The 24,286-nt window shown below is 42.6% G+C and carries 19 protein-coding genes and 1 pseudogene; 8 read left to right on the top strand and 12 right to left on the bottom strand.

All coding sequences use genetic code 11. The annotated features are described in order from the left end of the window. Positions 1-188: 188 nt before the first annotated feature. Positions 189-1,985 carry a chloride channel protein gene (locus tag ACYZZR_RS09590; RefSeq protein WP_461533785.1) on the bottom strand — a complete coding sequence of 599 codons (1,797 nt, stop codon included), beginning with the start codon at positions 1,983-1,985 and terminating at the stop codon, positions 189-191. A gap of 203 nt (positions 1,986-2,188) precedes the next feature. Beyond that, on the bottom strand, positions 2,189-3,937 hold the full coding sequence (aspS, locus tag ACYZZR_RS09585; protein WP_461533784.1) for an aspartate--tRNA ligase: 1,749 nt from the start codon (positions 3,935-3,937) through the stop codon (positions 2,189-2,191). A 257-nt stretch (positions 3,938-4,194) separates the two neighbouring features. Between aspS and ACYZZR_RS09580 the strand changes: the two genes are divergently transcribed. From ACYZZR_RS09580 to ACYZZR_RS09565, 4 genes are all read left to right on the top strand, one after another. After that, the gene (locus ACYZZR_RS09580) at positions 4,195-4,551 is read left to right on the top strand and encodes a toxin-antitoxin system YwqK family antitoxin (protein WP_461533783.1); all 357 of its coding nucleotides are present in this window, start codon (positions 4,195-4,197) and stop codon (positions 4,549-4,551) included. A gap of 219 nt (positions 4,552-4,770) precedes the next feature. Next, complete coding sequence (locus tag ACYZZR_RS09575; protein ID WP_461533782.1) at positions 4,771-5,745, top strand: polyprenyl synthetase family protein; 975 nt, start codon at positions 4,771-4,773, stop codon at positions 5,743-5,745. 208 nt (positions 5,746-5,953) lie between these two features. After that, positions 5,954-6,607 (top strand): metal-dependent transcriptional regulator, encoded by a 654-nt coding sequence (locus ACYZZR_RS09570; protein ID WP_461533781.1) that lies wholly within the window; start codon positions 5,954-5,956, stop codon positions 6,605-6,607. Positions 6,608-6,610: 3 nt separating this feature from the next. Then, a complete protein-coding gene (locus tag ACYZZR_RS09565; RefSeq protein ID WP_461533780.1) occupies positions 6,611-7,435 on the top strand; it encodes a ZIP family metal transporter in 825 nt (274 codons plus the stop codon). A gap of 152 nt (positions 7,436-7,587) precedes the next feature. Here ACYZZR_RS09565 and feoB read toward each other — a convergent pair whose 3' ends face one another. The 7 genes from feoB to ACYZZR_RS09530 form a co-directional block, all read right to left on the bottom strand. After that, entirely contained in the window at positions 7,588-9,696 is a 2,109-nt protein-coding gene (feoB, locus tag ACYZZR_RS09560) for a ferrous iron transport protein B (RefSeq protein WP_461533779.1), read from the bottom strand. Further along, positions 9,693-9,938 carry a FeoA family protein gene (locus ACYZZR_RS09555; protein ID WP_461533778.1) on the bottom strand — a complete coding sequence of 82 codons (246 nt, stop codon included), beginning with the start codon at positions 9,936-9,938 and terminating at the stop codon, positions 9,693-9,695. The genes feoB and ACYZZR_RS09555 overlap by 4 nt, the downstream gene beginning before the upstream one ends. Positions 9,939-10,136: 198 nt before the next feature. Continuing rightward, positions 10,137-10,805: an SCO family protein gene (locus ACYZZR_RS09550; RefSeq protein ID WP_461533777.1), complete on the bottom strand. Its 669-nt coding sequence runs from the start codon at positions 10,803-10,805 to the stop codon at positions 10,137-10,139. A 120-nt stretch (positions 10,806-10,925) separates the two neighbouring features. Next, on the bottom strand, positions 10,926-12,281 hold the full coding sequence (locus ACYZZR_RS09545; RefSeq protein ID WP_461533776.1) for a NupC/NupG family nucleoside CNT transporter: 1,356 nt from the start codon (positions 12,279-12,281) through the stop codon (positions 10,926-10,928). A gap of 9 nt (positions 12,282-12,290) precedes the next feature. Continuing rightward, entirely contained in the window at positions 12,291-12,914 is a 624-nt protein-coding gene (locus tag ACYZZR_RS09540; protein WP_461533775.1) for a bifunctional nuclease family protein, read from the bottom strand. Between the two features lie 649 nt (positions 12,915-13,563). Beyond that, positions 13,564-14,532, bottom strand: a complete 969-nt coding sequence (locus ACYZZR_RS09535) for an electron transfer flavoprotein subunit alpha/FixB family protein (protein WP_461533774.1) — start codon at positions 14,530-14,532, stop codon at positions 13,564-13,566. Between the two features lie 50 nt (positions 14,533-14,582). Next, on the bottom strand, positions 14,583-15,329 hold the full coding sequence (locus tag ACYZZR_RS09530; protein ID WP_461533773.1) for an electron transfer flavoprotein subunit beta/FixA family protein: 747 nt from the start codon (positions 15,327-15,329) through the stop codon (positions 14,583-14,585). Positions 15,330-15,640: 311 nt separating this feature from the next. On the opposite strand from ACYZZR_RS09530, the gene ACYZZR_RS09525 reads away from it, so the two are divergent. From ACYZZR_RS09525 to ACYZZR_RS09510, 4 genes are all read left to right on the top strand, one after another. Next, on the top strand, positions 15,641-16,618 hold the full coding sequence (locus ACYZZR_RS09525; protein WP_461533772.1) for a pyruvate dehydrogenase complex E1 component subunit beta: 978 nt from the start codon (positions 15,641-15,643) through the stop codon (positions 16,616-16,618). A gap of 159 nt (positions 16,619-16,777) precedes the next feature. Next, positions 16,778-19,270, top strand: coding sequence for a DUF5686 family protein (locus ACYZZR_RS09520; RefSeq protein ID WP_461533771.1), 2,493 nt, complete (start codon positions 16,778-16,780; stop codon positions 19,268-19,270). Between the two features lie 84 nt (positions 19,271-19,354). Beyond that, positions 19,355-19,885, top strand: a complete 531-nt coding sequence (locus ACYZZR_RS09515; RefSeq protein WP_461533770.1) for an inorganic diphosphatase — start codon at positions 19,355-19,357, stop codon at positions 19,883-19,885. Positions 19,886-20,131: 246 nt separating this feature from the next. Then, positions 20,132-22,453, top strand: a complete 2,322-nt coding sequence (locus tag ACYZZR_RS09510; protein ID WP_461533769.1) for a sodium-translocating pyrophosphatase — start codon at positions 20,132-20,134, stop codon at positions 22,451-22,453. A gap of 82 nt (positions 22,454-22,535) precedes the next feature. On the opposite strand, the gene ACYZZR_RS09505 is transcribed toward ACYZZR_RS09510, so the two are convergent. From ACYZZR_RS09505 to ACYZZR_RS09495, 3 genes and pseudogenes are all read right to left on the bottom strand, one after another. Then, entirely contained in the window at positions 22,536-23,186 is a 651-nt protein-coding gene (locus tag ACYZZR_RS09505) for a sterol desaturase family protein (RefSeq protein ID WP_461533768.1), read from the bottom strand. Between the two features lie 87 nt (positions 23,187-23,273). After that, the gene (locus ACYZZR_RS09500; RefSeq protein ID WP_461533767.1) at positions 23,274-23,888 is read right to left on the bottom strand and encodes a deoxynucleoside kinase; all 615 of its coding nucleotides are present in this window, start codon (positions 23,886-23,888) and stop codon (positions 23,274-23,276) included. 267 nt (positions 23,889-24,155) lie between these two features. Then, a pseudogene (locus ACYZZR_RS09495) lies at positions 24,156-24,286 on the bottom strand (IS1595 family transposase); the annotation flags it as partial.

Here is a 24,286-nt window from a genome sequence, read left to right as displayed (position 1 = left end):
ATAAATAAAATTTGAGTAACAAATGTAGGATTTATATGGATGCAAAAGGTTAAATTAATGTTTTTTATTGAAAAAAATATTGATTTTCAGTATTTTCAGAACATCTAGATATGAGCAGTTGCAGCCTTGCCTGATTTCGTTGTTGGAAGGTATGTTATGGTTGTGCGATGTACTCTGTTTGGTTTTTCCTATCTGGTAGTAAACGATATGAGTTTTCTTCGATATGCCGTGAGCAATTTTGATTTAGAGATAAATCCCTGATAAGTGTTGTTTTTTATCACCGGTAGATTCCAAGCACCGCTGTCTTGAAATTTCTGCATCACCTCTGTCATCTTGTCTTTTCCGAGGTCGATGATGGCTGGAGGTGGGTTCATTACATCCGAAACCGATATCTCTTCGTAGAGTGATTGGTCGAACATAATAGGTCTGATATCGTCGAGTAGCAGTATACCAGCCAACGAATGGTCTTCTTTGTCGAGTACAGGGAAAATATTTCTGTTCGATTTTACCACGGCATTGTGAACAATCTCTCCCAGGTTCATGTCGGGATAGAGGGTGATAAAATTGGTTTCTACTACTTTGTCGATATCCATAAGGGTAAGTATGGCCTGATCTTTATTGTGGGTGATGAGTTCTCCCTTTCGCGCTAGCTCCATGGTGTATACGGAGTGGGAAACAAAGTATTTGGTGATGGCAAAAGACATGGCAGAGGTAATCATAAGAGGGATAAACAGCTCGTATCCTCCGGTGAGTTCTGCGATGAGAAAGATAGCGGTGAGTGGGGCGTGGAGTACTCCTGCCATAAGTCCGGCCATTCCTACGAGCGTAAAATTACTCTCAGATACGGCTTGATTTCCCAATCCCAAGGCGTTGATAATCTTTGCTATACAATTCCCCATAATGCTTCCCATAAAAAGAGTAGGAGCAAAGATTCCACCTACGCCGCCGGCACCAAAAGTAAGAGAGCAGGCAATAATCTTAAAAAATACCAGTCCGGCGAGGAGAAGGATTACAGCCCATACATTATCTACATTCAATTGGAAAAAGTTATTGTCTAGAGCTTTGCTCAGGTCACCTTTTATCAAATTGTTGATTACGTCAAAACCCTCTCCGTATAGCGGAGGTATAAAAAATAGTAGTATTCCTATACAGGCGCCTCCTATAATAAGCTTTTTAATAGGAGAGTTGACACGGTCGAAGAGGCTTTGCGTACTGTGATAAACTTTTGTAAAATAAATAGACACCAGTCCGGAGATTGCTCCAAGGACTATAAAAAAAGGCACATCTCGAATTTCAAAATTCTCAGTGATGTGAAAGGGTAAGAGACTGTCTGATCCAAAAAAGAAGTAAGAAGTGATGATAGCCGATATTGACGCTAGTAACAGCGGGAGTAGCGATGCCAGAGTGAGGTCTAAACTAAATACCTCAATGGCAAAGACTATGGCGGCAACTGGTGCTTTGAATATGGATGCCAAAGCTCCTGTCGCTGCACAGCTTATCAAAAGTGTGCGGTTGGCTTGGTTGAGGTGAAACAATCGCGAAATATTAGAGCTTATCGCAGATCCGGTGGCCACTGTGGGACCTTCGAGTCCTACCGATCCACCGAAACCTACAGTGATAGGCGCCGTTAAAATAGACCCTACCATTTGGAACTGTTTCATCACTCCTTTTCGCTTGGATATGGCATAAAGCGTAGAGGGGATGCCGTGACTTACCGGGTGTCTTATCACGTATTTAATGATGAGATAGGTGAGGGTAAGACCAATTATGGGGAAAATAAAGTAAAAAGCGTGATGGTAATATTGTACCAGTGTCCCTTCGAGGAGGTATTGTATGAGGTGTGTGAAGTTTTTTAATACCACCGCGCCCAAACCCGAAGTAAACCCTACCAGAATACTCAGCATAAAGATAAACTGGCGTTGCGAAATATGTTTAGCACGCCAGATTAAGAATTTGGTGAGTAGGTTTTTTTTCTGTTTTGGCATTCTTAAGCCTTTTGTATAAATATACTACAATTTAGGACAGTCTTTACAATGTGTTTTTCCTTTCTTTTTATACTTTTTACAGCACTTTTTCTTTTTCTTCTTTTTGTCTCCGACGATAAATGTCGTTGTCAGTGATATACACCCTCTACATTGTCCTTCGGCATTTTCTGAATAGCACTGCATGAGTCATTTTTTTGTTGAAGTCAGAGGTTAAGTTTCAACTTTAGTTCTTCTAGCTGTTCGTCGTCTATGGGAGCGGGAGCATTAATCATCACATCGCGTCCGGAATTGTTTTTCGGGAAGGCTATAAAGTCTCTTATGCTTTCCTGTCCTCCAAGTATGGCAACTAGTCTGTCGAAGCCAAAGGCGATTCCCGCATGAGGAGGTGCACCGTATTTAAAGGCGTTCATAAGGAACCCAAATTGGGCTTCTGCCTGTTCATGGGTAAAACCGAGCAGTTTGAACATTTTGCTCTGCAGCTCGGAATTGTGAATTCTTATGGAGCCTCCTCCTATTTCGTTTCCGTTTAGTACAAGGTCGTAAGCATTGGCTCTGGCATTGCCCGGGTCGGTCTCTAAAAGCGGAATATCTTCAGGTTTTGGCGAGGTAAAAGGATGGTGCATCGCGTGGTAGCGCTGAGTTTCTTCATCCCATTCCAGCAGAGGGAAGTCTACTACCCAAAGAGGGGCAAATTCTTCCGGTTTTCGAAGTCCGAGACGTTCGGCCATCTCCATGCGTACTGTGCTGAGTTGCGTTCTTGTTTTGTGAGCATCTCCCGCCATTACGAGTATCAGGTCGCCCGGCTTGGATCCGGTAGCTTCTGCCCAAGCAAAGAGGTCGTCTGAGTTGTAGAACTTGTCTACAGACGATTTAAAACTGCCGTCGGTATTGTATTTAACCCACACCAGTCCGTTGGCTCCGATCTGTGGGCGCTTTACCCAGTCGATAAGGGCGTCGATTTGCTTTCGAGTGTATTCAGCTGCTCCGGGAACAGCGATGCCGACTATGAGCTCCTGTGCATCAAAAACGTTAAAGCCTTTGCCTTTTGCCAAGGTATTTAGTTCGCCAAACTCCATGCCAAACCTAATGTCGGGTTTGTCGTTGCCGTATTTTTGCATGGCTTCGGCATACGATATTCTGGGAAAGTTATCTACCTCTACACCCTTTATAGTTTTGAGCAAATGCTTGGTAAGTGCTTCAAAGATATTGAGTATATCTTCCTGTTCTACAAAGGTCATTTCGCAGTCTATCTGAGTAAACTCCGGTTGCCTGTCAGCTCTGAGGTCTTCGTCCCTAAAACACTTTACGATTTGGAAATACCGATCCATTCCGCCCACCATGAGCAGTTGCTTAAAAGTTTGAGGCGATTGTGGAAGCGCGTAAAACTGACCTTCGTTCATCCTGGAAGGAACGACAAAGTCGCGTGCACCTTCGGGAGTAGATTTTATAAGGTAAGGGGTTTCCACTTCTATAAAACCTTGTTGAGATAGGTAATTGCGCACTTCCATAGCTACCCGATGCCTGAACATAAGCTTGTCTTTTACCGGGTTTCTTCGGATGTCGAGATAGCGGTATTTCATTCGCAGGTCTTCCCCGCCGTCGGTCTGATCTTCTATGGTAAAGGGAGGTAAATCGGCACTGTTGAGAACGGTGAGTCCGCTGACCATAATTTCGATATCTCCGGTAGGGATATTTTTGTTTTTAGACTCTCTTTCAATAACGGTTCCTTCTACCTGTATCACAAATTCTCTGCCCAGTGTTTTTGCCAAGTCGAATACAGCTTTGGGAGTTCTTTCTTCGTCTAAGATGAGCTGAGTAATACCATACCTGTCGCGGAGATCTATCCAGATCATAAATCCTTTATCCCTTACTTTCTGTACCCATCCGGCCAAAGTGACTGTCTGGTTGATATGAGCATGGCGGAGTTCTCCGCAGGTGTGGCTTCTGTACATTGTATTACAATTATATTGATGTCGTTATTGTTAAGGTGTATACGCGTAGATAATTACGCAGGATGCAAAGGTAAGAAGATATATGTTTTCCCAATGCTTAATTGAATTCTCAAAAAAATATTATTATATATATTTTAAAATCAGTGTTTTATGGAGTTAATGTTAATTTAATGTTATGTAAATGTTTTTTTAATGTAAAATATAGATTACATTTGTAATGGTAACACAAGAGATAATCATATAAAAGATATAGTATTATGAAAAAGATAATGATTTTTGCGGTGATGTTGGTTTCGGCAGGAGTTTTTGCTCAGAAAGCTGAAATTAAGCCTAAGTTTGAAAAGGAAGGGAACTTGATAAAAGCTACCTATTATCACGATAATGGTGAGATAGCCCAGACAGGATTTTTTAAGGATGGTAAAGTTCACGGAGAATGGCAATCATACAACATTGAAGGTAAGAAGGTAGCTACTGGAAAATACGACGAAGGACAGAAGGTCGGAAAATGGTTTTTCTGGTCCGATAAAACCTTGAATGAAGTTACCTTTGAGGATAGTAGGATTGTCAACGTGGTAGCTTGGAACGACGCAAGACCCTTGGTGTTGAAAAAATAGTGTATACAATAAGGAAAAGAAAGAAACCGCGCTCTACAAGGCTGCGGTTTTTTTTGTGGGTACTGGAGGGGGTAAGGTAGTGTGGTATTGTCTTTAACTTTTTTGCAATCAAAGAACAGGTGTGGCGCAATGAATAGTACTGAGGTATTTGCCTGTAGCGACACAAATTGTTTTGTACTTTGTGGGGGGTGGTGTATTTTAGCCTAAAATTTCTTTTTCATGTTGTCCGTACCCGAATATCAGAGTAAATTTTTAGCGTATTTAGAGTCGTATTCTTTTAAGAAAGAGCCGGAAGGACTGTACGCCCCTGTATCGTATATCATGCATCTCGGAGGTAAGCGACTTCGCCCTGTACTTACGCTTATGGCAGCCGATTTTTTTGGTGGGGATTACCGAGACGCTTTGAATGCGGCCCTGGCTGTCGAAATTTTTCACAATTTCACTCTGGTCCACGACGATATTATGGACGGTGCTTCTATGCGGAGGGGGCAAGCTTGCGTTCACGAGAAGTGGGATGTCAATACAGGAATACTTTCAGGAGATGTTATGCTCATTATGAGTTATAAGTTGTTTGAAAACTATACAGCTGAGTTACAGATCGCCCTCTTGAAGGCATTCAACCAAATGGCTGCAGAGGTGTGTGAAGGACAGCAGTACGATGTCGATTTTGAAATGAGAGCAGAGGTAAGTTTGGAAGAGTATCTCCTTATGATTACATATAAGACGGCCGTTTTGGTAGGGACAGCCCTAAAAATGGGGGCTCTGATTGCCGGAGCTAGTGCAGATGAGGCAGAAACCTTGTACGATTACGGATTAAACCTCGGAATTGCCTTTCAGTTACAAGACGACTACCTCGACGCTTTTGGCGATGAGAAAACTTTCGGAAAAAAAATAGGAGGCGATATCGCCGAGAATAAAAAGACATTTCTCTATATCAAAGCTCTTGAAAGGCTAGACAGCGAAGACGCTCAACTTTTGAGAGATCTCTACGAACTAAATCCCGCCGATTCAGACGAGAAAATCAGAACTGTAAAAGACCTGTTTAGGTCGAGTGGAATACCCGAAATAGTGCGCGATGAGATTCGGTCTTATACACAGAAGGCCTTTGATTGTATCTCACCTCTCAAGGTAGAAGACAGTAATAAACAGATGCTGTTGGACTTTGGCAGCACGCTGATGACGCGAACGGTTTAGAGTATTTCTAATAGGTAGATTGCGCGTCTAACTTCTACCTCACCACTTTCTTATAACATCCCTTTGAAGTGATTGAGTGTTTTTGGCCTATCCCAAAATAAGGTTGCCGTAGGCTGTTTGGTGTTCTTTTTTTCTTATTTTAAAATTTAGTTTAGACTAAAAATATATTTAACCAAATAAAAATGTATTTTTGCATAAACAAAACTCAATGACTTTATCTGAAGAAAACTATCTAAAGGCTATATATCATCTAGGCAAGGATGTGCAGGGGGAGGTTTCTACTAACGCTGTGGCCGAAGCTATGGCGACCAAAGCCTCTTCTGCTACTGATATGATCAAGAAATTGTCGGAGAAGAAACTGGTGAAATACAAGCCTTATCGAGGGGCAAAGCTCACGAAAGAAGGAAGATATTATGCGGTAAATGTGATACGTAGGCATCGATTGTGGGAGGTGTTTCTCGTAGAGAAGCTCAATTTTTCCTGGGATGAGGTACACGATGTTGCCGAGCAACTGGAGCATATAAAATCTGATAAATTAATAGAGGAGCTCGATCTTTTTCTGGGGTGTCCTTCGATTGACCCTCACGGAGATCCAATTCCTGACAAACACGGTAATATACAGCCTTCTTCCAAAGTATTTCTCGGTACGCTTAGAGCTGGCGAAAGGGGGAAGTGTGTTGGTGTAGAGAATTCTTCTCCTGAGTTTTTACGATACTTAGACAGGCTTGGGATATCGTTGGGAGACGAATTGAGAGTGCTTTCAAAAGAACCATTTGACAACTCTGTGTTGATCGATACGGTTCGCGGACAACTCAATGTGTCGTCGCTAACCGCAAATAATCTTTACGTAAAAAAGATATGATTTATGTTTGATAAACTGATTGTTTTTTTTGAGTCGATAGACCCTGTTGCGGGAGCGCTGTTGGCGACTACTTTTACCTGGCTGCTCACCGCGGCCGGGGCTGCCTTGGTCTTCCTGTTTAAAAGCATGAGACGCAGTGTACTGGACGGAATGTTGGGTTTTACCGGAGGGGTAATGGTGGCTGCCAGTTTTTGGAGCCTGTTGGCCCCGGCTATTGCGATGAGTCAGGGTGAAGGTTTTGCAAAGGTAGTGCCCGCCGTTGTCGGATTTGGGTTGGGAGCAGCTTTCCTGTTTGGTCTCGATCGCTTGCTGCCACATCTGCATATTAATTTTAAGGAGAGCAGGGCCGAAGGGGTGCAGACTAGTTGGCATCGCACCACCTTGTTGGTACTGGCCATAACCTTGCACAATATTCCTGAAGGACTCGCAGTAGGAGTGCTTTTCGGAGGAGTAGCTGCTGGAATTCCCGAGGCTTCCATAGCCGGAGCTGTTGTTCTGGCAATTGGGATAGGAATACAAAATTTTCCAGAAGGAATTGCGGTGTCTATGCCCTTACGAAGGCAGGGGATGAGCAGGAAAAAGAGTTTTTGGTATGGACAACTATCTGCTATCGTAGAGCCTATGGCGGGAGTGCTTGGAGCTATGGCGGTGAGTTTTTTTACTCCTGTACTGCCTTATGCACTAGCTTTTGCAGCGGGAGCAATGATCTATGTGGTGGTAGAGGAGGTGATTCCGGAAACGCAACAAGATAAATACACCGATATCGCCACCCTCGGATTTATCGGAGGGTTTATGGTCATGATGGCCCTCGATGTAGCTTTGGGATAGTGCAGTTAATGACAGCCACAATCGGGGTCACCTCCACAATTCTTATTACTTTTTTGGGAGGGCAATAGAAATTTTTTGACCAAAAAACCTATGGCTATCCCAAGAGCTATATACACTAATACAGTTTGAAAATCTGGCATTTTTTCAGTTGTTTATTTTAATAATTGATATGCTATCAGAGCAGTTACATATGCGAGAGCTGTCATAAAAACTAACTGCGCCATAGGCCATTTCCAGCCGTTGGTTTCGCGTTTTACAATGGCTAGGGTGCTCATACATTGCATGGCAAAGGCATAAAATAGTAGTAGTGACACCCCTGTAGGGAGGTTGAATACCTTATCACCCGTTATGGGATTTATCTCTGCCGCCATGCGGTTCTTTATCGTATTCTCTTCTTCACTTCCCACGCTGTAGATGGTGGCTAAGGTTCCTACAAATACTTCTCTTGCAGCAAATGAGGTGACTAGTGCGATACCAATTTTCCAGTCGTACCCCAATGGATGTATTACAGGTTCTATGGCTTTACCTACAATTCCGATATACGAGTTCTCCAATTGGTACGATGCCACTTCAGTTTCCAGTTCCTCCGGACTTATGGTGCTTCCAGAGTGTTTTTCGGTAACGATCTGTTCAGCCTTGTCAAAGCGATCTGAAGGTCCGTGAGAGGCCATAAACCACAGGATTATAGATATGGCGAGAATGATTTTTCCAGCTCCCCATACAAAACTCTTAGTCTTTTCAATTACGGTGATGATCACGTTTTTGAACAGGGGTAATTTATAATTGGGCATTTCAACTACGAAGAAGGGCTTGATCTTCGTCTTCATAGTTTTGTGCATTATGTATGCCGATAACAAAGCCGCTACTGCTCCGAGTAGATACAGAGCCATGAGTACGATACCTTGCAGGTTAAAGCCCCACACCTTTTCGTTGGGGATCACCAGAGCGATAATGATGAGGTATACAGGTAAACGTGCGGAACAGGTCATAAACGGAGATACCAGTATGGTAATCAGTCGTTCTTTCCAATGTTCTATGTTTCTTGTAGCCATTACAGCCGGAATGGCACAGGCGGTTCCCGAAATCAAGGGTACTACACTTTTACCACTCAGTCCAAATCGACGCATACTCCTATCCATTAGAAATACTACCCTACTCATATAGCCGGACTCTTCAAGCAAGGCAATAAAAAGGAATAGAAAGGCTATTTGAGGAATAAAAATGACCACTCCGCCTATCCCTGGAATAAGTCCCTCAGCGATAAGATCTGTAAACAGTCCCGGTGGAAGTGCTCCTTTTACCCATTCGCTAAAAGAGGCAAAAGACTCGTCGATAAAGTCCATCGGATACGCACTCCAGTTAAAGATGGCCTGGAAGATGAGTAGCAAAATGGCCAAAAAGATGAGGTATCCCCATACCTTGTGCGTGAGTATTCTATCCAGTGATGCCCGCAAACCTTTGGCGGCCTTGAGATCTGTTTGGGAAGTCTCTTTGAGGGTGTCGTTGATAAACTTGTATCGATAAACAGTGTCTTTGTGCTGAAGCCGCTTTATTTCAGGCTCCGATTTGGTGTTAAAAGAAGTGGTATCCGGAATTTCTTGTCGATCCAGATTGACAAAGTTGGTATCCTGAGTGATGAGCATCCAGAGCTTATATACCTCGTGCTTTGGAAAAGTATTTTGAAGCTTTTCAAAATATTCAGGATCGAGGGCGGTGGTATCTGTACACGGAGTTTTGGACAGGTTTTGATAGTCGAGTACCAGTTCCTTTATCCTGTCGATTCCCGTCCCTTTGCGCGAACTGACCAAGGCTATCTTGGTGTCCAGTTTTTGTTCGAGTTTTTCAATATCGAGTGTGATACCCTTGCGCTGCATACGATCGGCCATATTGACCACCAGTACAGTGGGTATCTGTAAATCTTTGACTTGGGTAAAGAGAAGTAGATTTCTCTTCAGGTTTTCCACGTCGGTGATTACCACAGCGACATCCGGAAAATCCTTGTCATTTTTGTTTAGCAGGAGTTCGGTAACGATATTCTCATCCATCGATGTAGCGTTGAGGCTATAGGTTCCAGGAAGGTCCAGAATATGAGCCTTTATTCCTCTAGACAACTTACATACACCTTCTTTCTTTTCTACTGTAATCCCTGGGTAGTTGCCCACTTTCTGATTCAATCCTGTCAATTGGTTGAAAACAGAAGTTTTACCCGTGTTTGGGTTACCTATAAGTGCTACCTTAATTTGCTGGCCCGCTATTGTCATACCGTTTTGTTTTCCTCTGTTTTTTCAATTTCTATCAGCAGTGCGGTTTCCCGTCTTATAGAAAGGAAAGAACCGTTGACGTTTAGGTATAACGGATCTTTAAAGGGAGCTAGCTGTAGAAGCTCTACCTCATTGCCGGGAAGGCAACCCATCTCAAAAAGTTTTATGGGAATACGATCTAAAGGAATATGCGTTATAATCCCTTTTTCACCCCGTTTCAGATGTGCTATAGTAGTCTTCAATTTTTATTTAGAATGAATTTAAAGTCAAAAGTAATATAAAAAGTCAGTCTGCAAAAATAAGTGTGTTGCCGAGATATTGTAAATGGGTGGTAATGGTTTGTATATTAGTTTCTTATGTGTTTTTTAAAGAAAAGAGAATAAAAAACTTTAACATACTTTTTACTTATCAAGTGAGGGGTGTGGCAGTGGTCAATCGGATTAGCTTTCTCCTCGGAGTATTTCGATATCGTGTAGCAGTTTGATCATATCTTCATCGTCTGTGCCGTCGTAAAATCCTCTTATCCGTTTCTTTTTGTCGACCAGGATAAAATTTTCGGTATGTATCATGTCGTATGGTCCGCCGTCTCCATCGTTTAGTACGGCGAGATACGACTTTCGAGCAAGTCGGTAAATCTGCTTTTTATCCCCTGTCACAAGGTTCCACTTTTTGTCGTTAACGCCTTTCTCTAAGGCGTATTTTTTCAGTTGTGGCACCGAGTCTATTTCCGGGGTAACTGAATGCGAGAGCAGCATCACGTCGTCGTAATCGGCAACTGCTTCCTGAATGTCAGTCATATTATCGGTCATAATAGGGCATATCGTAGGGCAGGTGGTAAAGAAAAAATCGGCTACGTAAATTTTGTTGTTGTAGTTGTTTTGGGTAATAGTGTCGCCGTTTTGGTTTACGAGTTTGAAGTCGGCAATGGTGTGATATTTTTTTACGTACTGTATAGTGCTGTCTACCAGTTCAGATTTCACCATAGAAGGTTGGTATACAGGGAGAATTTCTTTGGGTTTAAGAGCGTTGTAAAACAGGGTGACAATAATGGCGGAAAGGATAAGGAGCGTAATGCCTAGGTACTTGAACTTACTGAAAAAACTCCACATAATACAACTGCTTTAGTTTAATGTTAAGCTGGTGCAAAGGTAGCAAATTGTACTGTGTAACGGTTTTTGAAACCGCCAGAAAAGGAGTTTTTAACATTCCCTTTGTACTCCCGAGAGTCATCAGCCAATAATCATGCCTGCAAATGTTGCAGAAATAAGCGATGCTAGGGTACCTCCCAACACAGCTTTTACTCCTAGTTCGGAAAGGTTTTTACGTTGTCCGGGGGCCAGCGAGCCTATACCTCCTATTTGAATACCGATAGAGGCAAAATTGGCAAAACCACAGAGCATATAGGTGGCCATGATAACGGATTTGTTGTAAGTGAGGTGTATAGACTGAGTAGCATCTTTCAGTTCTGCGAGTTGAATATATCCAACAAATTCGCTGGCTGCTAGCTTTACTCCGAGTAGTTGTCCCATAAGGGCTATATCTTCATGTGCCACCCCTATCACCCACATCAAGGGGGCAAAGGCGTAGCCCAATATCAGTTCGAGAGATAATTTATTGTAGGGGGTATGTACGGCTACCCATTCGTTGATATTCCCTATCTCGCCGATTTTGAGAAAACCGTAATTGATCATAGCGATAAAAGCTACAAACACCAATAACATGGCCGCTACATTGACAGCCAGTTTAAGGCCTTCGGTAGTCCCAATAGCCATAGCGTCGAGCAGATTAGAACCTATATTCTGTTCAGATACCTCTACAGTGGTATTCACCCCCTCGGTTTGTGGGAGTAATATCTTGGAAATGACAATAGCTCCCGGAGCGGCCATTACAGATGCTGCGAGCAGGTGTCGAGCAAATTCCAGACGAAGTGCTTCGTCTGAACCACCGAGAAATCCGATATAGGCAGCGAGTACACCTCCGGCTACAGTAGCCATACCACCCACCATTACCAAGAGAATCTCGGAGCGGTTCATTTTGCTGAGATAGGCCTTTATCATAAGTGGAGCCTCGGTTTGTCCCAGAAATATATTACCAGCTACCGAAAGACTTTCGGCACCTGATATTTTGAGTAATTTTGAAAGTAACCACGCCAGTCCCTTAACAACCTTTTGGATGATGCCGAGATAAAACAGTACGGAGGTCAGCGCCGAAAAAAAGATAATGGTAGGCAGTATGGTAATGGCAAAATTCATCAGCGGACTTTCGATCTGATTGGAAACGAATGAACTGAAAAGAAATTGTGTGCCCGCTTCTGTAAACTTTAATATTTTATTAAACCCCTTTCCTAGTACGTTGAATATTTCTCGAAAAAAAGGAACTTTTAGTATACCAATCGCAAGAAGAAGTTGTGCGAGTAAACCTAATCCTACTGTTTGCCAGTTTATGGCCTTTCTGTTGCTGCTAAAGAGGTAGGCAATACCTATCAATGCCAGCAGTCCCAATAGCCCTCTTCCCAGACCGTTTGCGGTAAAGCCCACACTGGGCTGTATGCTGGTCTGTAAGACGATGAAGGTGTTGTGCATCATGTGACGTTATTATTTATGCTCCCTTTTTGAGATCTCGTCTCGAAGTTTAACAGCCTTTTCGTATTCTTCGCTGTTCACAGCTTTTTCCAACATCTTGTGTAACTCCTGAAGCGAGAGTGCGCTATAGTCTTCCGAGGTAGTTTGGGGACTGTTTTCCATATTTTTGACAATCTCTTCAGAAATGACTTCCTGTTCAGATTGTTCCTTGTCTTTCTGAGAAAAGTTGAGGTGTATGCCGGCTTTGTCGAGAATATTCTTATAGGTAAAAATAGGGGCGTTAAAACGCAGTGCCAAGGCTATGGCATCACTGGTACGCGCGTCTATAATTTCCTCAATCCTGTCGCGTTCGCAAATAATACTCGAATAAAATACTCCGTCTACAAGCTTGTGGATGATAACTTGTTTGACAACAATGTCAAAGCGATCGGCAAAATTTTTGAAAAGGTCGTGCGTTAGCGGTCTAGGAGGTTTTATTTCCTTTTCCAGAGCGATAGCTATAGACTGTGCCTCAAATGCTCCGATAACTATCGGTAGTTTTCGATCGCCTTCTACTTCGTTGAGTATAAGAGCGTAGGCGCCGTTCTGGGTTTGGCTATACGATATTCCTTTTATGTCTAATCTTACTAAACTCATGCTTCTGTACAACCGAATATAAAGCTGTTCGTCACAATTTTAAACAGTTCCTCAGGCAAAGATGAAAAATTTTCGTGCGAATTCCTCGTTGCGAGCCTGCGAATTTACGTTTTTAAATGCAATATACGGATATCCGGTATATTTTAACCTTGTTGTGTATTGAGAGTTTAGCAAGAAATGTACTTTGAGTGGGATCACTGCCCGAAGAGATAGTCTTTCAGAGCACATGTACAAAAAAGGATAAAATATTATGAGCTCCGAAGTATATTTTTTAATGTAGAATGATTAGCCGATTGACTTGCCAAGTGAGATTTTAATGTTCCGGCGCTGGGGTTGAAGAACCCTCTGAAAATTTGGGCTCTTGAACTGAACTCAAATATTTATATTCTACTTGTTTTATAGGGGTTATGCTTATTAAGGCAGTAGAGAGGGATGTAAATACTAATCAAATAGTAATTTATAATATTTTTCTTTAAATAAAAGAAAGTTTTAGATTGTACTTTTAAAATTAAACTACCATTCCTCACTCTCTAAAGGAGAGTAGTATTGGATTAAAAGTAAAAAGCCTGAAGTTTAGGGAAATTCATCCCTAAACTTCAGACTCCGGTATTGTGTTTTGTATTTACTTCTTAGTTTTCTCGGACAGCGCTTATGAGTTTTGCGCTTTAAAGGCTTTTAGCTTTTCGATTAGAGCGGGCACTACTTCAAAAGCATCTCCTACAACTCCGTAGTCTGCAGCTTTGAAGAAGGGAGCTTCCGGGTCGTTGTTAATCACTACTTTGACTTTAGAAGCGTTGATTCCCGCCAAGTGCTGAATAGCACCGGAGATTCCAACTGCTATATATAGGTTGGAGGCGACGGGTTTTCCGGTTTGTCCCACGTGCTCGTCATGAGGGCGCCATCCCATATCTGATACGGGCTTAGAACAGGCGGTAGCAGCTCCCAATACGCTGGCGAGCTCTTCTATCATTCCCCAATTTTCAGGACCTTTGAGTCCTCGTCCTCCCGACACTACAATCTCGGCATCTGCTATGGTTATTTTTCCGGTTGTTTTGTCTACAGACTCTGGTTTAATTGAAAAATCAGTGTCGTTAAGAGAAGGTAAAAAATCTTCTTCCACTGCATTGCTCTGATTTTCTTTCAATCCGAATGAATTTTTAGCAAGTCCTATCAGCTTGATGTCTGTATTAATTTCTGTTGTATTAAAGGCCTTGTTAGAAAAGGCAGTTCTTTTTATGCGAAAAGGTTCCGTGCTTTCCGGTAGGGCTACTGCGTTTGAGGCGTAACCGGCTTCGAGCTGAACGGCCAGTAGAGGAGCGAGGTATTTGTCGTTGGTAGTAGATCCTATGATGACTATTTTTGCACCTTCTTGTTTGGCAGCTTGTTGTATTACATCAGCATAGGTACGGGCGTTGAAGGAGTTGAGCTTTTCGTCTTTTACTTTAAGCACTTTATCTACTCCGTAATTGCCCAGCGATGAGGTGTCTTCGGTATTGATGGCAATGGCGGTAACCGTGTTGCCTGTCTGCTTAGCCAGGTCTTTGGCATAAGAGGCCAGTTCGAAGGCAGATTTCTTTAATTTTCCTTCTTCCGATTCGGTATATATTAAGATAGACATATCTTTTGCGGTATTAAATTAAATGTTTGCTGTATTTAGATGATAAGGATTTATATAACCTTGGCTTCGTTGTGTAACAAGTCAATTAATTCGTCGAGATTGTCGGGCGAAACCAATTTCACATCTCCTTTGGGTGCTGGTTTTTCAAATTTGGCAGCCGATGTTCTGCTATTTGTTTCCCCAGCTTCTAACACGTTGAGCTTTTTCTGTCTGGCCATCATAATGCCTCTCATATTGGGGATGCGCAGGTCACTTTCTTCGACCAGTCCTTTTTGTCCGCCAATAATTAGTGGAAGGGCACATTTTACAGTTTCCTTACCGCCGTCTATTTCTCGAATCACCGTAGCATCATTGCCTTCTACCTCCAGTCCGATACAGGTATTTACAAAGTTTGCACCGGTGAGCGCGGCCAGCATGCCCGGTACCATTCCTCCGTTATAGTCTATAGACTCTCTTCCGGCAATTACGAGGTCATAGCCTCCTTCTTGTACTACTTTGGCGAGTTGGCTCGCTACAAAGAAACCGTCTGTAGGCTGAGCATTTACCCTGATAGCCTCGTCGGCACCAATCGCTAAGGCTTTTCGCAGCGTTGGCTCTGTTTCCGGTCCACCCACGTTCACAACGGTTACCGAAGCACCCTGCTTTTCCTTAAACCACATGGCTCTAGTAAGTCCGAATTCGTCATTAGGATTGATGACAAACTGAACACCATTAGTGTCAAATTTGGTGTCGTTGTCTGTAAAGTTAATCTTAGAAGTGGTATCCGGAACGTGACTGATACATACTAATATCTTCATGTTTCTACTTTTTGAAGTTCGATCGAAGACAAAGACGGGTTTTATACCATTGCTACAACACCTGCCCCGAGTCTTCAGATTCCTGTTGTTTTTTGAATTATTTACGGTTACGAAGATAGAGATAATTTCTGTAATATACTATGCACGCATAATATGTTTTAAGTTTCGCAATCGTTTTTTTCACGGTTTTTACCATTGTGAAATCAAAATATAAGAGCTGTTTTTATCGCTTGTAAAATTTATGAGATTGCGAGGGTATAGAATTTTAATTATTACTATTTTTGCTTCGCTTATTACCAATATTATAGTACATGAGAACAATACAATTTAGAGAGGCCATAGCCGAGGCCATGAGCGAAGAGATGCGCAGGGATGAGTCGATTTACCTCATGGGAGAGGAAGTAGCTGAATACAACGGAGCCTACAAGGCTTCTAAAGGGATGCTCGACGAATTTGGTCCTGACAGAGTGTTGGATACGCCTATTTCCGAACTCGGTTTTGCCGGAGTTGGTGTTGGGTCTGCAATGAACGGGAACAGGCCTATAATAGAATTTATGACTTTCAATTTCTCATTGGTAGGTATTGACCAAATCATAAACAACGCGGCCAAGATGCGTCAGATGAGTGGTGGGCAGTTTAATATTCCCATCGTTTTCCGCGGGCCTACTGCTTCAGCCGGACAGTTGGCAGCTACGCACTCTCAGGCTTTTGAAAGTTGGTATGCAAACTGCCCTGGTCTCAAGGTGGTTGTGCCTTCCAATCCATATGATGCTAAAGGATTACTCAAATCGGCCATTCGCGATAATGACCCAGTGATTTTTATGGAATCTGAACAGATGTACGGAGACAAGGGAGAAGTACCGGAAGGAGAATACACTCTGCCCTTGGGCGTTGCCGAGGTGAAACAAGAGGGAAAGGATGTGACTATAGTATCTTTTGGAAAAATCATAAAAGAGGCTTTTAAAGCCGCAGACGCCCTCGAAAAAGAAGGGATAAGCTGTGAAATTATAGACCTGAGAACGGTTCGCCCTCTGGATTGCGATACCATCTTGAAATCGGTAAAGAAAACAAATCGATTGGTAATCCTCGAAGAGGCATGGCCTTTTGGAAATGTGTCTACAGAGATTACTTATCAGGTGCAGTCTCAGGCTTTCGATTATCTGGATGCTCCTATTGAAAAAATCAATACTGCGGACACCCCGGCTCCTTATTCTCCAGTACTTTTGGCCGAGTGGTTACCTAATTATGAAGATGTGATAAAAGCGGTAAAAAAGGTTTTGTACAAATAAAATCATCGATTTTACGTTATATAAACTTCACCGGCATGCTGTTGGTGAAGTTTTTTTATTTGTAGAAGGAGTCATTTAACTTCTGTAAAATCCGGAATAAAATTGTAGGTTTACAGGGTGACAGGCTCGCTTTATGTGTGTTTTAGGATTTAGTTTTATATGAGGATATTTATTGTAGCGATACTGATACTCTTGTCGGCTGGTTTGAATGCTCAGACCAAGGTAGGTGGTGTTGTTGTCGACGAATCGGGGGCTCCGGTATCTTTTGCCAATGTGTTTTTTAAGGATTCGTCGGAGGGGACCATTACCAACGACGACGGGAGGTTTTATCTGGAATCTCCTAATTCCCACACTACTTTGGTGATATCTTTTGTTGGATTTACTACTCGTGAGATTCCCCTCGACAAAAAGGTAACCTACAATATGAAAGTAGAATTGACCGAAGGCGAGCAGCTAAAAGAAGTCGTGGTCTTTGTAGGTAAACAATCTAAAAAGAACAACCCCGCTGTAGATCTTTTGAGAAAAGTGTTGGAGCGAAAGCGGAAGAATGGGGTGAAAGGCTTCGACCAATACCGTTATGACAAGTATGAAAAGGTAGAGTTCGACCTAAACACCATAGATAGCAGTCTTATGGAAAGTAAACTGTTTAAGGGGATGGAATTTATTTTCGATCAGATGGATACCTCCCGCATAACAGGCAAAACCTATCTCCCTATATTTATCAATGAGGCATTTTACAAGGTGTATGGCGACAATAAGTTAGGGAAAGAAAAGCAAAAACTCCTAGGGAATAAGAATTCTGGCTTTAGTACCAATCAGAATTTAATCTCATTTGTGCAAGATCTCTATGCCGATTACGATATTTACAAGAGTTATATCAAGTTTTTCGACAAGAGCTTTGTAAGCCCTATTTCTAGAGTAGGAATCGACACCTATAATTACGCCCTGGCCGACAGTGCATATATCGACAACAAATGGTGTTACAACATTATCTACTATCCAAGGCGGAAAAACGAACTGACCTTTAAGGGCGATTTCTGGGTGAGTGATACTACCTATGCCGTAAAAAAAATCAATCTCCAGGTTACCAAGAGCGCCAATATCAACTGGGTAAAAGAAATTTATATAGAACAGGAGTTTGAGGTGCTCAACGACTCGGTCTTTTTGCTTACTAGAGATTATATGATGAGCGACTTCAGCCTTCGTAAAAAGGAAGAATCGCGAGGTATATACGGCAAGCGAACCACGGTGTACGACCGCTACGTGTTTGATGAAGAAAAACCTAAATCCTTCTACAGTGAAGAAGTAGATCGATTTGACGAACAGGTTTACGAACGCGACGACGTGTTCTGGAGGGAAAATAGACTCGAAGCACTGAACAAAAACGAATCTGGGATATACAGTATGCTCGATACCCTAAAAACGGTGCCTAAATTCAAACAGTTGTACAGTGTAGGTGAAATACTGGCCTCCGGTTATGTTGAGATTGATAAATGGAACTTAGATTACGGATCTATTTTTTCTTCTTTCGGATATAACGACGCCGAAGGTGTGCGTATAAGAGGAGGAGGGCGAACCTATTTCGGACCTAATGATATGTGGCGGTTGGAGGGCTTTGGAGCCTATGGCTTTAAGGACAAGAAATTTAAATACGGTATTTCGGCCAAATGGTTGCTCAACAGAGAGCACCGTCTGATTGTATCTGCGGGAAATCGCAGAGATGTAGAACAAATAGGGGTGAGCCTTACTCCCAGCAATGATGTTTTGGGTAGGAGCTATGCGTCGTCTTCTGTGTTTACAGTGGGATCTAACGACAAACTCACCGATATAAATCTGACCACAGCCGACGTAGAAATGGAGCCTGCCAAGAATTTTCGCTTTAAGGTGGGAGCGTTATTTAGAACACTTAAATCGGCATTGCCCGAGGCTTTTAGCTTAGATTATGTAGACCCCGATGCCACCTCCGGAGTGTCGTCGCAGGTCAAGCAACTGGAACTCACCACTTCCCTGGAGTACACGCCGGGGAGGAAAACGACGGGTTACGGGGTAGAACGACGGGATGTAAACGACGAATACGCAAGGTTTTTTGTCAACTACGCCAAAGGGGTAAGTGGCTTTTTAAATAGCGATTTCGACTACGAGAAAATACAGTTTTACTTCAGAAAACCCTGGAATGTCGGTGGTGTGGGTCGACTTTATACTACGATAGAGGCGGGGAAAACTTTTGGAGAGGTGCCCCTCGGACTCTTGAGTGTGGTGCCTGGAAATCAGACGTATTTTTCTATATTCAATACCTTTCCCAATCTCGATTTCTACGAATTTGTCACCGACACCTACGTATCCATGCACCTGGAGCACAATTTTAACGGACGTATCTTTTCCAGAATACCCCTTATTAGGAAGCTGAACCTCAGAGAAATTGTAGGTGTGCGTGGAGTATGGGGAGAATTGTCGGATGAGAATATCGCACTTAGCAGCCCCTCAGGGATGTTGTTGAAGGCTCCCTCCGAAAAGGTGTATTGGGAATATTCGTTCGGGATAGGAAATATCTTTAGAGTGTTCCGAATCGATTTTAATTTCAGAGGTAATTATCTCAACGAACCCGATGCGAGAAGGTTTGCGGTTACCGGCACTTTCGGATTCTATTTTTAGAGTGATGTTAAAAACAGATTTCTATTGTGTTTTAAGTTGGTGTTGCGTATTTTTGCGCCCTCTTAATACATTTAATACAACTCAATGAGCGCAGCAAAATTAAAGTCTTTCGACGTTTTGATAGAGATCCCTAAAGGGAGTAGAAATAAATACGAGTACGATTTTCAACTGAAAAAAATCCGTTACGACCGGATGATATTCTCGTCTATGCACTACCCGGCAGATTACGGGTTTATCCCCGAAACTCTGGCACTCGACAAAGATCCACTCGACGTATTGGTGCTGGTTACCGAGCCTACTTTCCCCGGATGTGTTATGGAAGTAAAACCCATAGGTGTTTTCCATATGGCCGACGAAAAGGGACCGGACGAAAAGATTATTTGCGTACCGGTATCCGATCCTATCTGGAACAAACTAACCGACCTTAAAGATATGAACCCCCACCAGATCAAGGAAATCGAACACTTCTTCCAAGTGTACAAAGATTTGGAACAAAAGAAAGTTGATGTAGGTGGTTGGGGAGATGTCAACGAGGCATACGATATTATAGATGCATGTATAGAACGCTTTAAGGCAGTTCAAAACAAAGAAGAAGGACTCTTTAGTATCGCATAAGTATAACATATTTTTAAGCTGTAAAAAAGCCGTCTGTCACCAGATGGCTTTTTTGTTTAACACAGAATTTCCGTCCATTTATATATGGTTGGTTTACCAGATAAAGAGGAGCTTTTTTGCAATGTAGTGACCTACGTTTTTAGTACTATCACTAGTGTTGGTTCCAATATATACACATTGTAATGGGTAAATCAGTATTCTTTTTATTACATTTATCTGTCTATTTTTAAAAACCAACAATTTATTATGGAAACAAATACGATTTTTTTACCGATAATTATGGCAATTGTCGGTCTTATTTTTATGGTTGGCAAAATGATGTGGGTGAAGAAGCAAGATGCCGGCGAAGAAAAAATGCAATCTATTTCGAGTAGTATTAAAGATGGAGCTCTCGCCTTTCTCAATGCCGAATACCGACTACTTTCGGTGTTTGTCGTATTGGCGGCGATCGCTTTAGGAGTTATAGCTTTTTTTGTACCAACCACTCATTGGGTGATTATCATCGCCTTTGTGTTTGGAGCTTTCTTTTCTGCCCTTGCGGGCAATATAGGGATGCGTATCGCTACGGAGAGTAATGTGCGCACTACCCAAGCCGCTAGAAGCAGTTTGCCAAAAGCACTTAAAGTATCGTTTTCCGGTGGAACGGTTATGGGATTGGGAGTGGCAGGTCTGGCCGTATTGGGGCTCTCTCTTTTCTTTTTTGTATTTGCCAAAATGTTCCTCGTCGGAGCACAGGATTTTTATACAGAAATGACCGTGGTGCTCGAAGCCCTTGCCGGATTCTCTCTGGGAGCAGAATCTATAGCCCTTTTTGCCCGAGTCGGTGGAGGGATTTATACTAAGGCAGCCGATGTAGGCGCCGACCTTGTAGGAAAAGTGGAGGCTGGAATTCCGGAAGATGATCCCCGAAATCCGGCAACCATAGCCGACAATGTAGGGGATAATGTAGGAGATGTCGCCGGAATGGGAGCCGACCTCTTCGGGTCGTATGTGGCTACGGTATTGGCCTCTATGGTATTGGGTAATTACGTAATTCGAGAAGTGACCGAAGTAAACGGCAGCTTTACCGATGCCTTTGGAGGTATGGGACCCATACTGTTGCCAGTAATGATTGCAGGAGTAGGTATCATCGCCTCTATTATAGGTACATTTTTTGTGAGAATAAGCAGTAACGATGCTCGAGAACCACAAGTGCAGAGAGCTTTGAACACAGGAAATTGGCTGGCTATTCTGCTCACGGTAGTCGCCTGTTATTTTCTTATAGATTGGATGCTCCCGGATAAGTTAAATATGAAGTTTTTTGGAGAAGGATTTAAGGAAGTGTCTGCCAACCGCGTATTTTTCGCAACACTGATCGGACTGGCAGTAGGAGGGTTAATCTCTTATTTTACAGAATACTATACCGGATTGGGTAAAAAACCGGTGCTCAATATAGTACACAACTCTTCCACAGGAGCGGCTACTAATATTATTGCTGGACTCGCCACGGGGATGAAGTCTACTTTTTCGTCGGTGTTGTTGTTTGCGATTGCGATATGGGCTTCTTATACCTTAGCCGGTTTTTACGGAGTGGCTATTGCAGCTTCGGCTATGATGGCTACTACGGCTATGCAGCTTGCCATAGACGCTTTCGGTCCTATTGCCGACAATGCCGGTGGGGTTGCCGAAATGAGCGAACTTCCCGACGATGTTCGCAAACGTACAGATATACTCGATTCTGTGGGAAATACAACTGCTGCGGTAGGTAAGGGCTTTGCCATAGCTTCTGCTGCATTGACAGCTCTGGCGCTTTTTGCAGCTTATGTGACTTTTACGGGTATAGACGGAATCAATATTTTTAAAGCCGATGTGCTGGCCGCTCTTTTTATAGGAGGTATGGTGCCTGTTATTTTTTCGGCCTTGGCCATGCAGAGTGTGGGTAAGGCAGCAATGGAAATGGTTCAGGAGGTGAGAAGACAGTTCAGAGAGATTCCTGGGATTATGGAAGGTACCGGAAAGCCGGATTACGGACGTTGTGTGGATATTTCTACCAGGGCAGCACTTCGAGAAATGATATTGCCAGGAGCTATCGCCATACTATCGCCCATAGCCATAGGCTTTATAATGGGAGCTGAAGCATTGGGAAGCTATATGGCCGGCGTTGCAGTTTCGGGAGTGGTATGGGCTATTTTTCAGAACAATGCTGGAGGTGCATGGGACAATGCTAAAAAGTCTTTTGAAGCCGGAGTGGAAATAGACGGGAAAATGACCTATAAAGGCTCAGACGCCCATAAAGCAGCCGTTACCGGCGATACCGTTGGAGATCCTTTTAAAGATACCTCCGGACCATCGATGAATATCCTTATCAAACTCACCTGTCTTGTAGGCTTGGTCATTGCGCCGATTCTCGGAGGGCATACAACTTCCGACAAGCTCTCTCTTAATACAGAGCAGGAGAGAGGTGCCTCTGTGGAGATAGAAAAAGTGATAAACTCAGAAGTTAAAGAAGTAAAGGACGACGGAAAGCTTATTGCTTATGTGACAGAAGGAGAGGAATCTAAAAAACAACAGAATAACGAAGAATATTAGAAAAGGAAATATCCAAGGATATAACAACTGCCATCCCTGTTCTCAGGAGATGGCAGTTTGTGTTTTAATAGGTTCGGAATACCTATAGCTGATTTACCTCCGGGTTTTTTCCGGGTTTTCTGGGCATGGTACCGAAGATGTGATCCCAAAGTGGAGAAGAAACCCCAAAAGCCCGATCCGGTTCCCTGTAGTGATGAATAGAGTGGTGATACCACAGTACCTTTAAAAAGTTGTTGGGGACCTTAAAGGCGTGTACTGAATAATGCACCCCGAGATAGGCGGTATACCCCATGAGAAAACCAGCCAGAAAGCCGAAGACATAATCTCCCATCACGGCGCGGTAAATAATAAAGAATACTGTAGCGATGATAAGACTGAGCAAGGGCGGCATGGCCAATCTGGATTTGTCTTTAGGGTAGTCGTGGTGTACACCGTGCATGGTATAGGCTACTTTTTTTCGCTTTTCTGTAGTTGCCGGCATATGATACAGATAGCGGTGCATCAAGTATTCTATAAATGTAAAGAAAATGAGTCCCGCTAAGAAGAGCAGTATCATTTCCGGCACCTGAAACCCCTTTTCTACTATGCCGTAATAGATAAGTGCTGCAGCAATTACCGTAAAAATAATCAGAGGCAAAGAAATGTGGGTATGGGTCAGTTTCTCTAAAAGAGGATTATTGAACAGTTTGGGAGAACCTTTGTGTTTTGGGCGTTTGTGTTTCGTAGCTTCCATTTGACATAAGTATTTAGAGTATGTGGAGAACACATGCCGGTATGCCATTAGGGCTTTGTGAGAAACAACTACCTTTCCCGGGCCCTGTCAGAACAATCCGTTCAGTTCCCCGTCTATTTTTTCAATAACATATCCCAAATCTTCGGGATTATCTACAAAATTAAGTTTATCTACATCAATTATCAAAAATTTTCCCTTGTTGTATTTATGTGCCCATGCTTCGTATCGCTCGTTTAGTCTACTCAGATAATCGATAGAAATAGAACTTTCGTATTCCCTTCCCCTTTTGTGTATTTGATTTACGAGGTTCGGAATCGAACTCCTCAGGTAGATGAGCAAATCGGGGGGTTGCACCAAACTCTCCATCAACTCAAACAAGGCACGGTAATTTTTAAAGTCCCTGTTTGTCATAAGCCCCATAGCGTGTAGGTTGGGAGCAAAAATATAGGCATCTTCATAGATGGTTCTGTCCTGTATAATTGTCTTGCCGCTTTCCCTTATCTGCAATATCTGGCTGAACCTGCTGTTGAGGAAGTAGATTTGAAGGTTAAAACTCCAGCGTTCCATCTGGTTGTAAAAATCGTCCAGATAAGGATTGTCTACAACATCTTCAAACTGAGGTTCCCATTTAAAGTGCTTGGCAAGCAGCCTTGTCAAGGTCGTTTTCCCGGCACCGATGTTTCCGGCTATGGCGATATGCATAATAGAACAGATTGAGTAATGAATATTTTCAAAGGTAAATATACAGGATATAGCGGTTTGAATAAAATATTTTTGCTTAAGTAGTGAAAGTGAAATAGGAAAGTATTTCAACTTTTATTTATTTTTTAGAGGAATAAGGCTGAAAATTATGACTATAGAACTCCAATTAGCACAGTATTTATGCTCTATTGCAGAGATGATGGAGGAAGTGTGATTAAATTTAGATAGAATAATATATATTTGAATGCATTATATTAATATTTTGAGTTATGTATTTAAGTTCTGTGTAATTTGATATTGATATATGGGTTGATGTTTTACCATCCTTTCAATAGCTTTATGAAAAATGGTCTGTTTGGATTGTGAACGATTTAACCTAAAAGCAAACTCGTTGAGGT

This window comes from Sinomicrobium sp. (assembly GCA_029266035.1).
GTDB lineage: Bacteria > Bacteroidota > Bacteroidia > Flavobacteriales > Flavobacteriaceae > Sinomicrobium.
The sequence above is the reverse complement of the archived record's forward strand: the minus strand, read 5'-3'. Positions and strand labels throughout refer to the sequence as shown.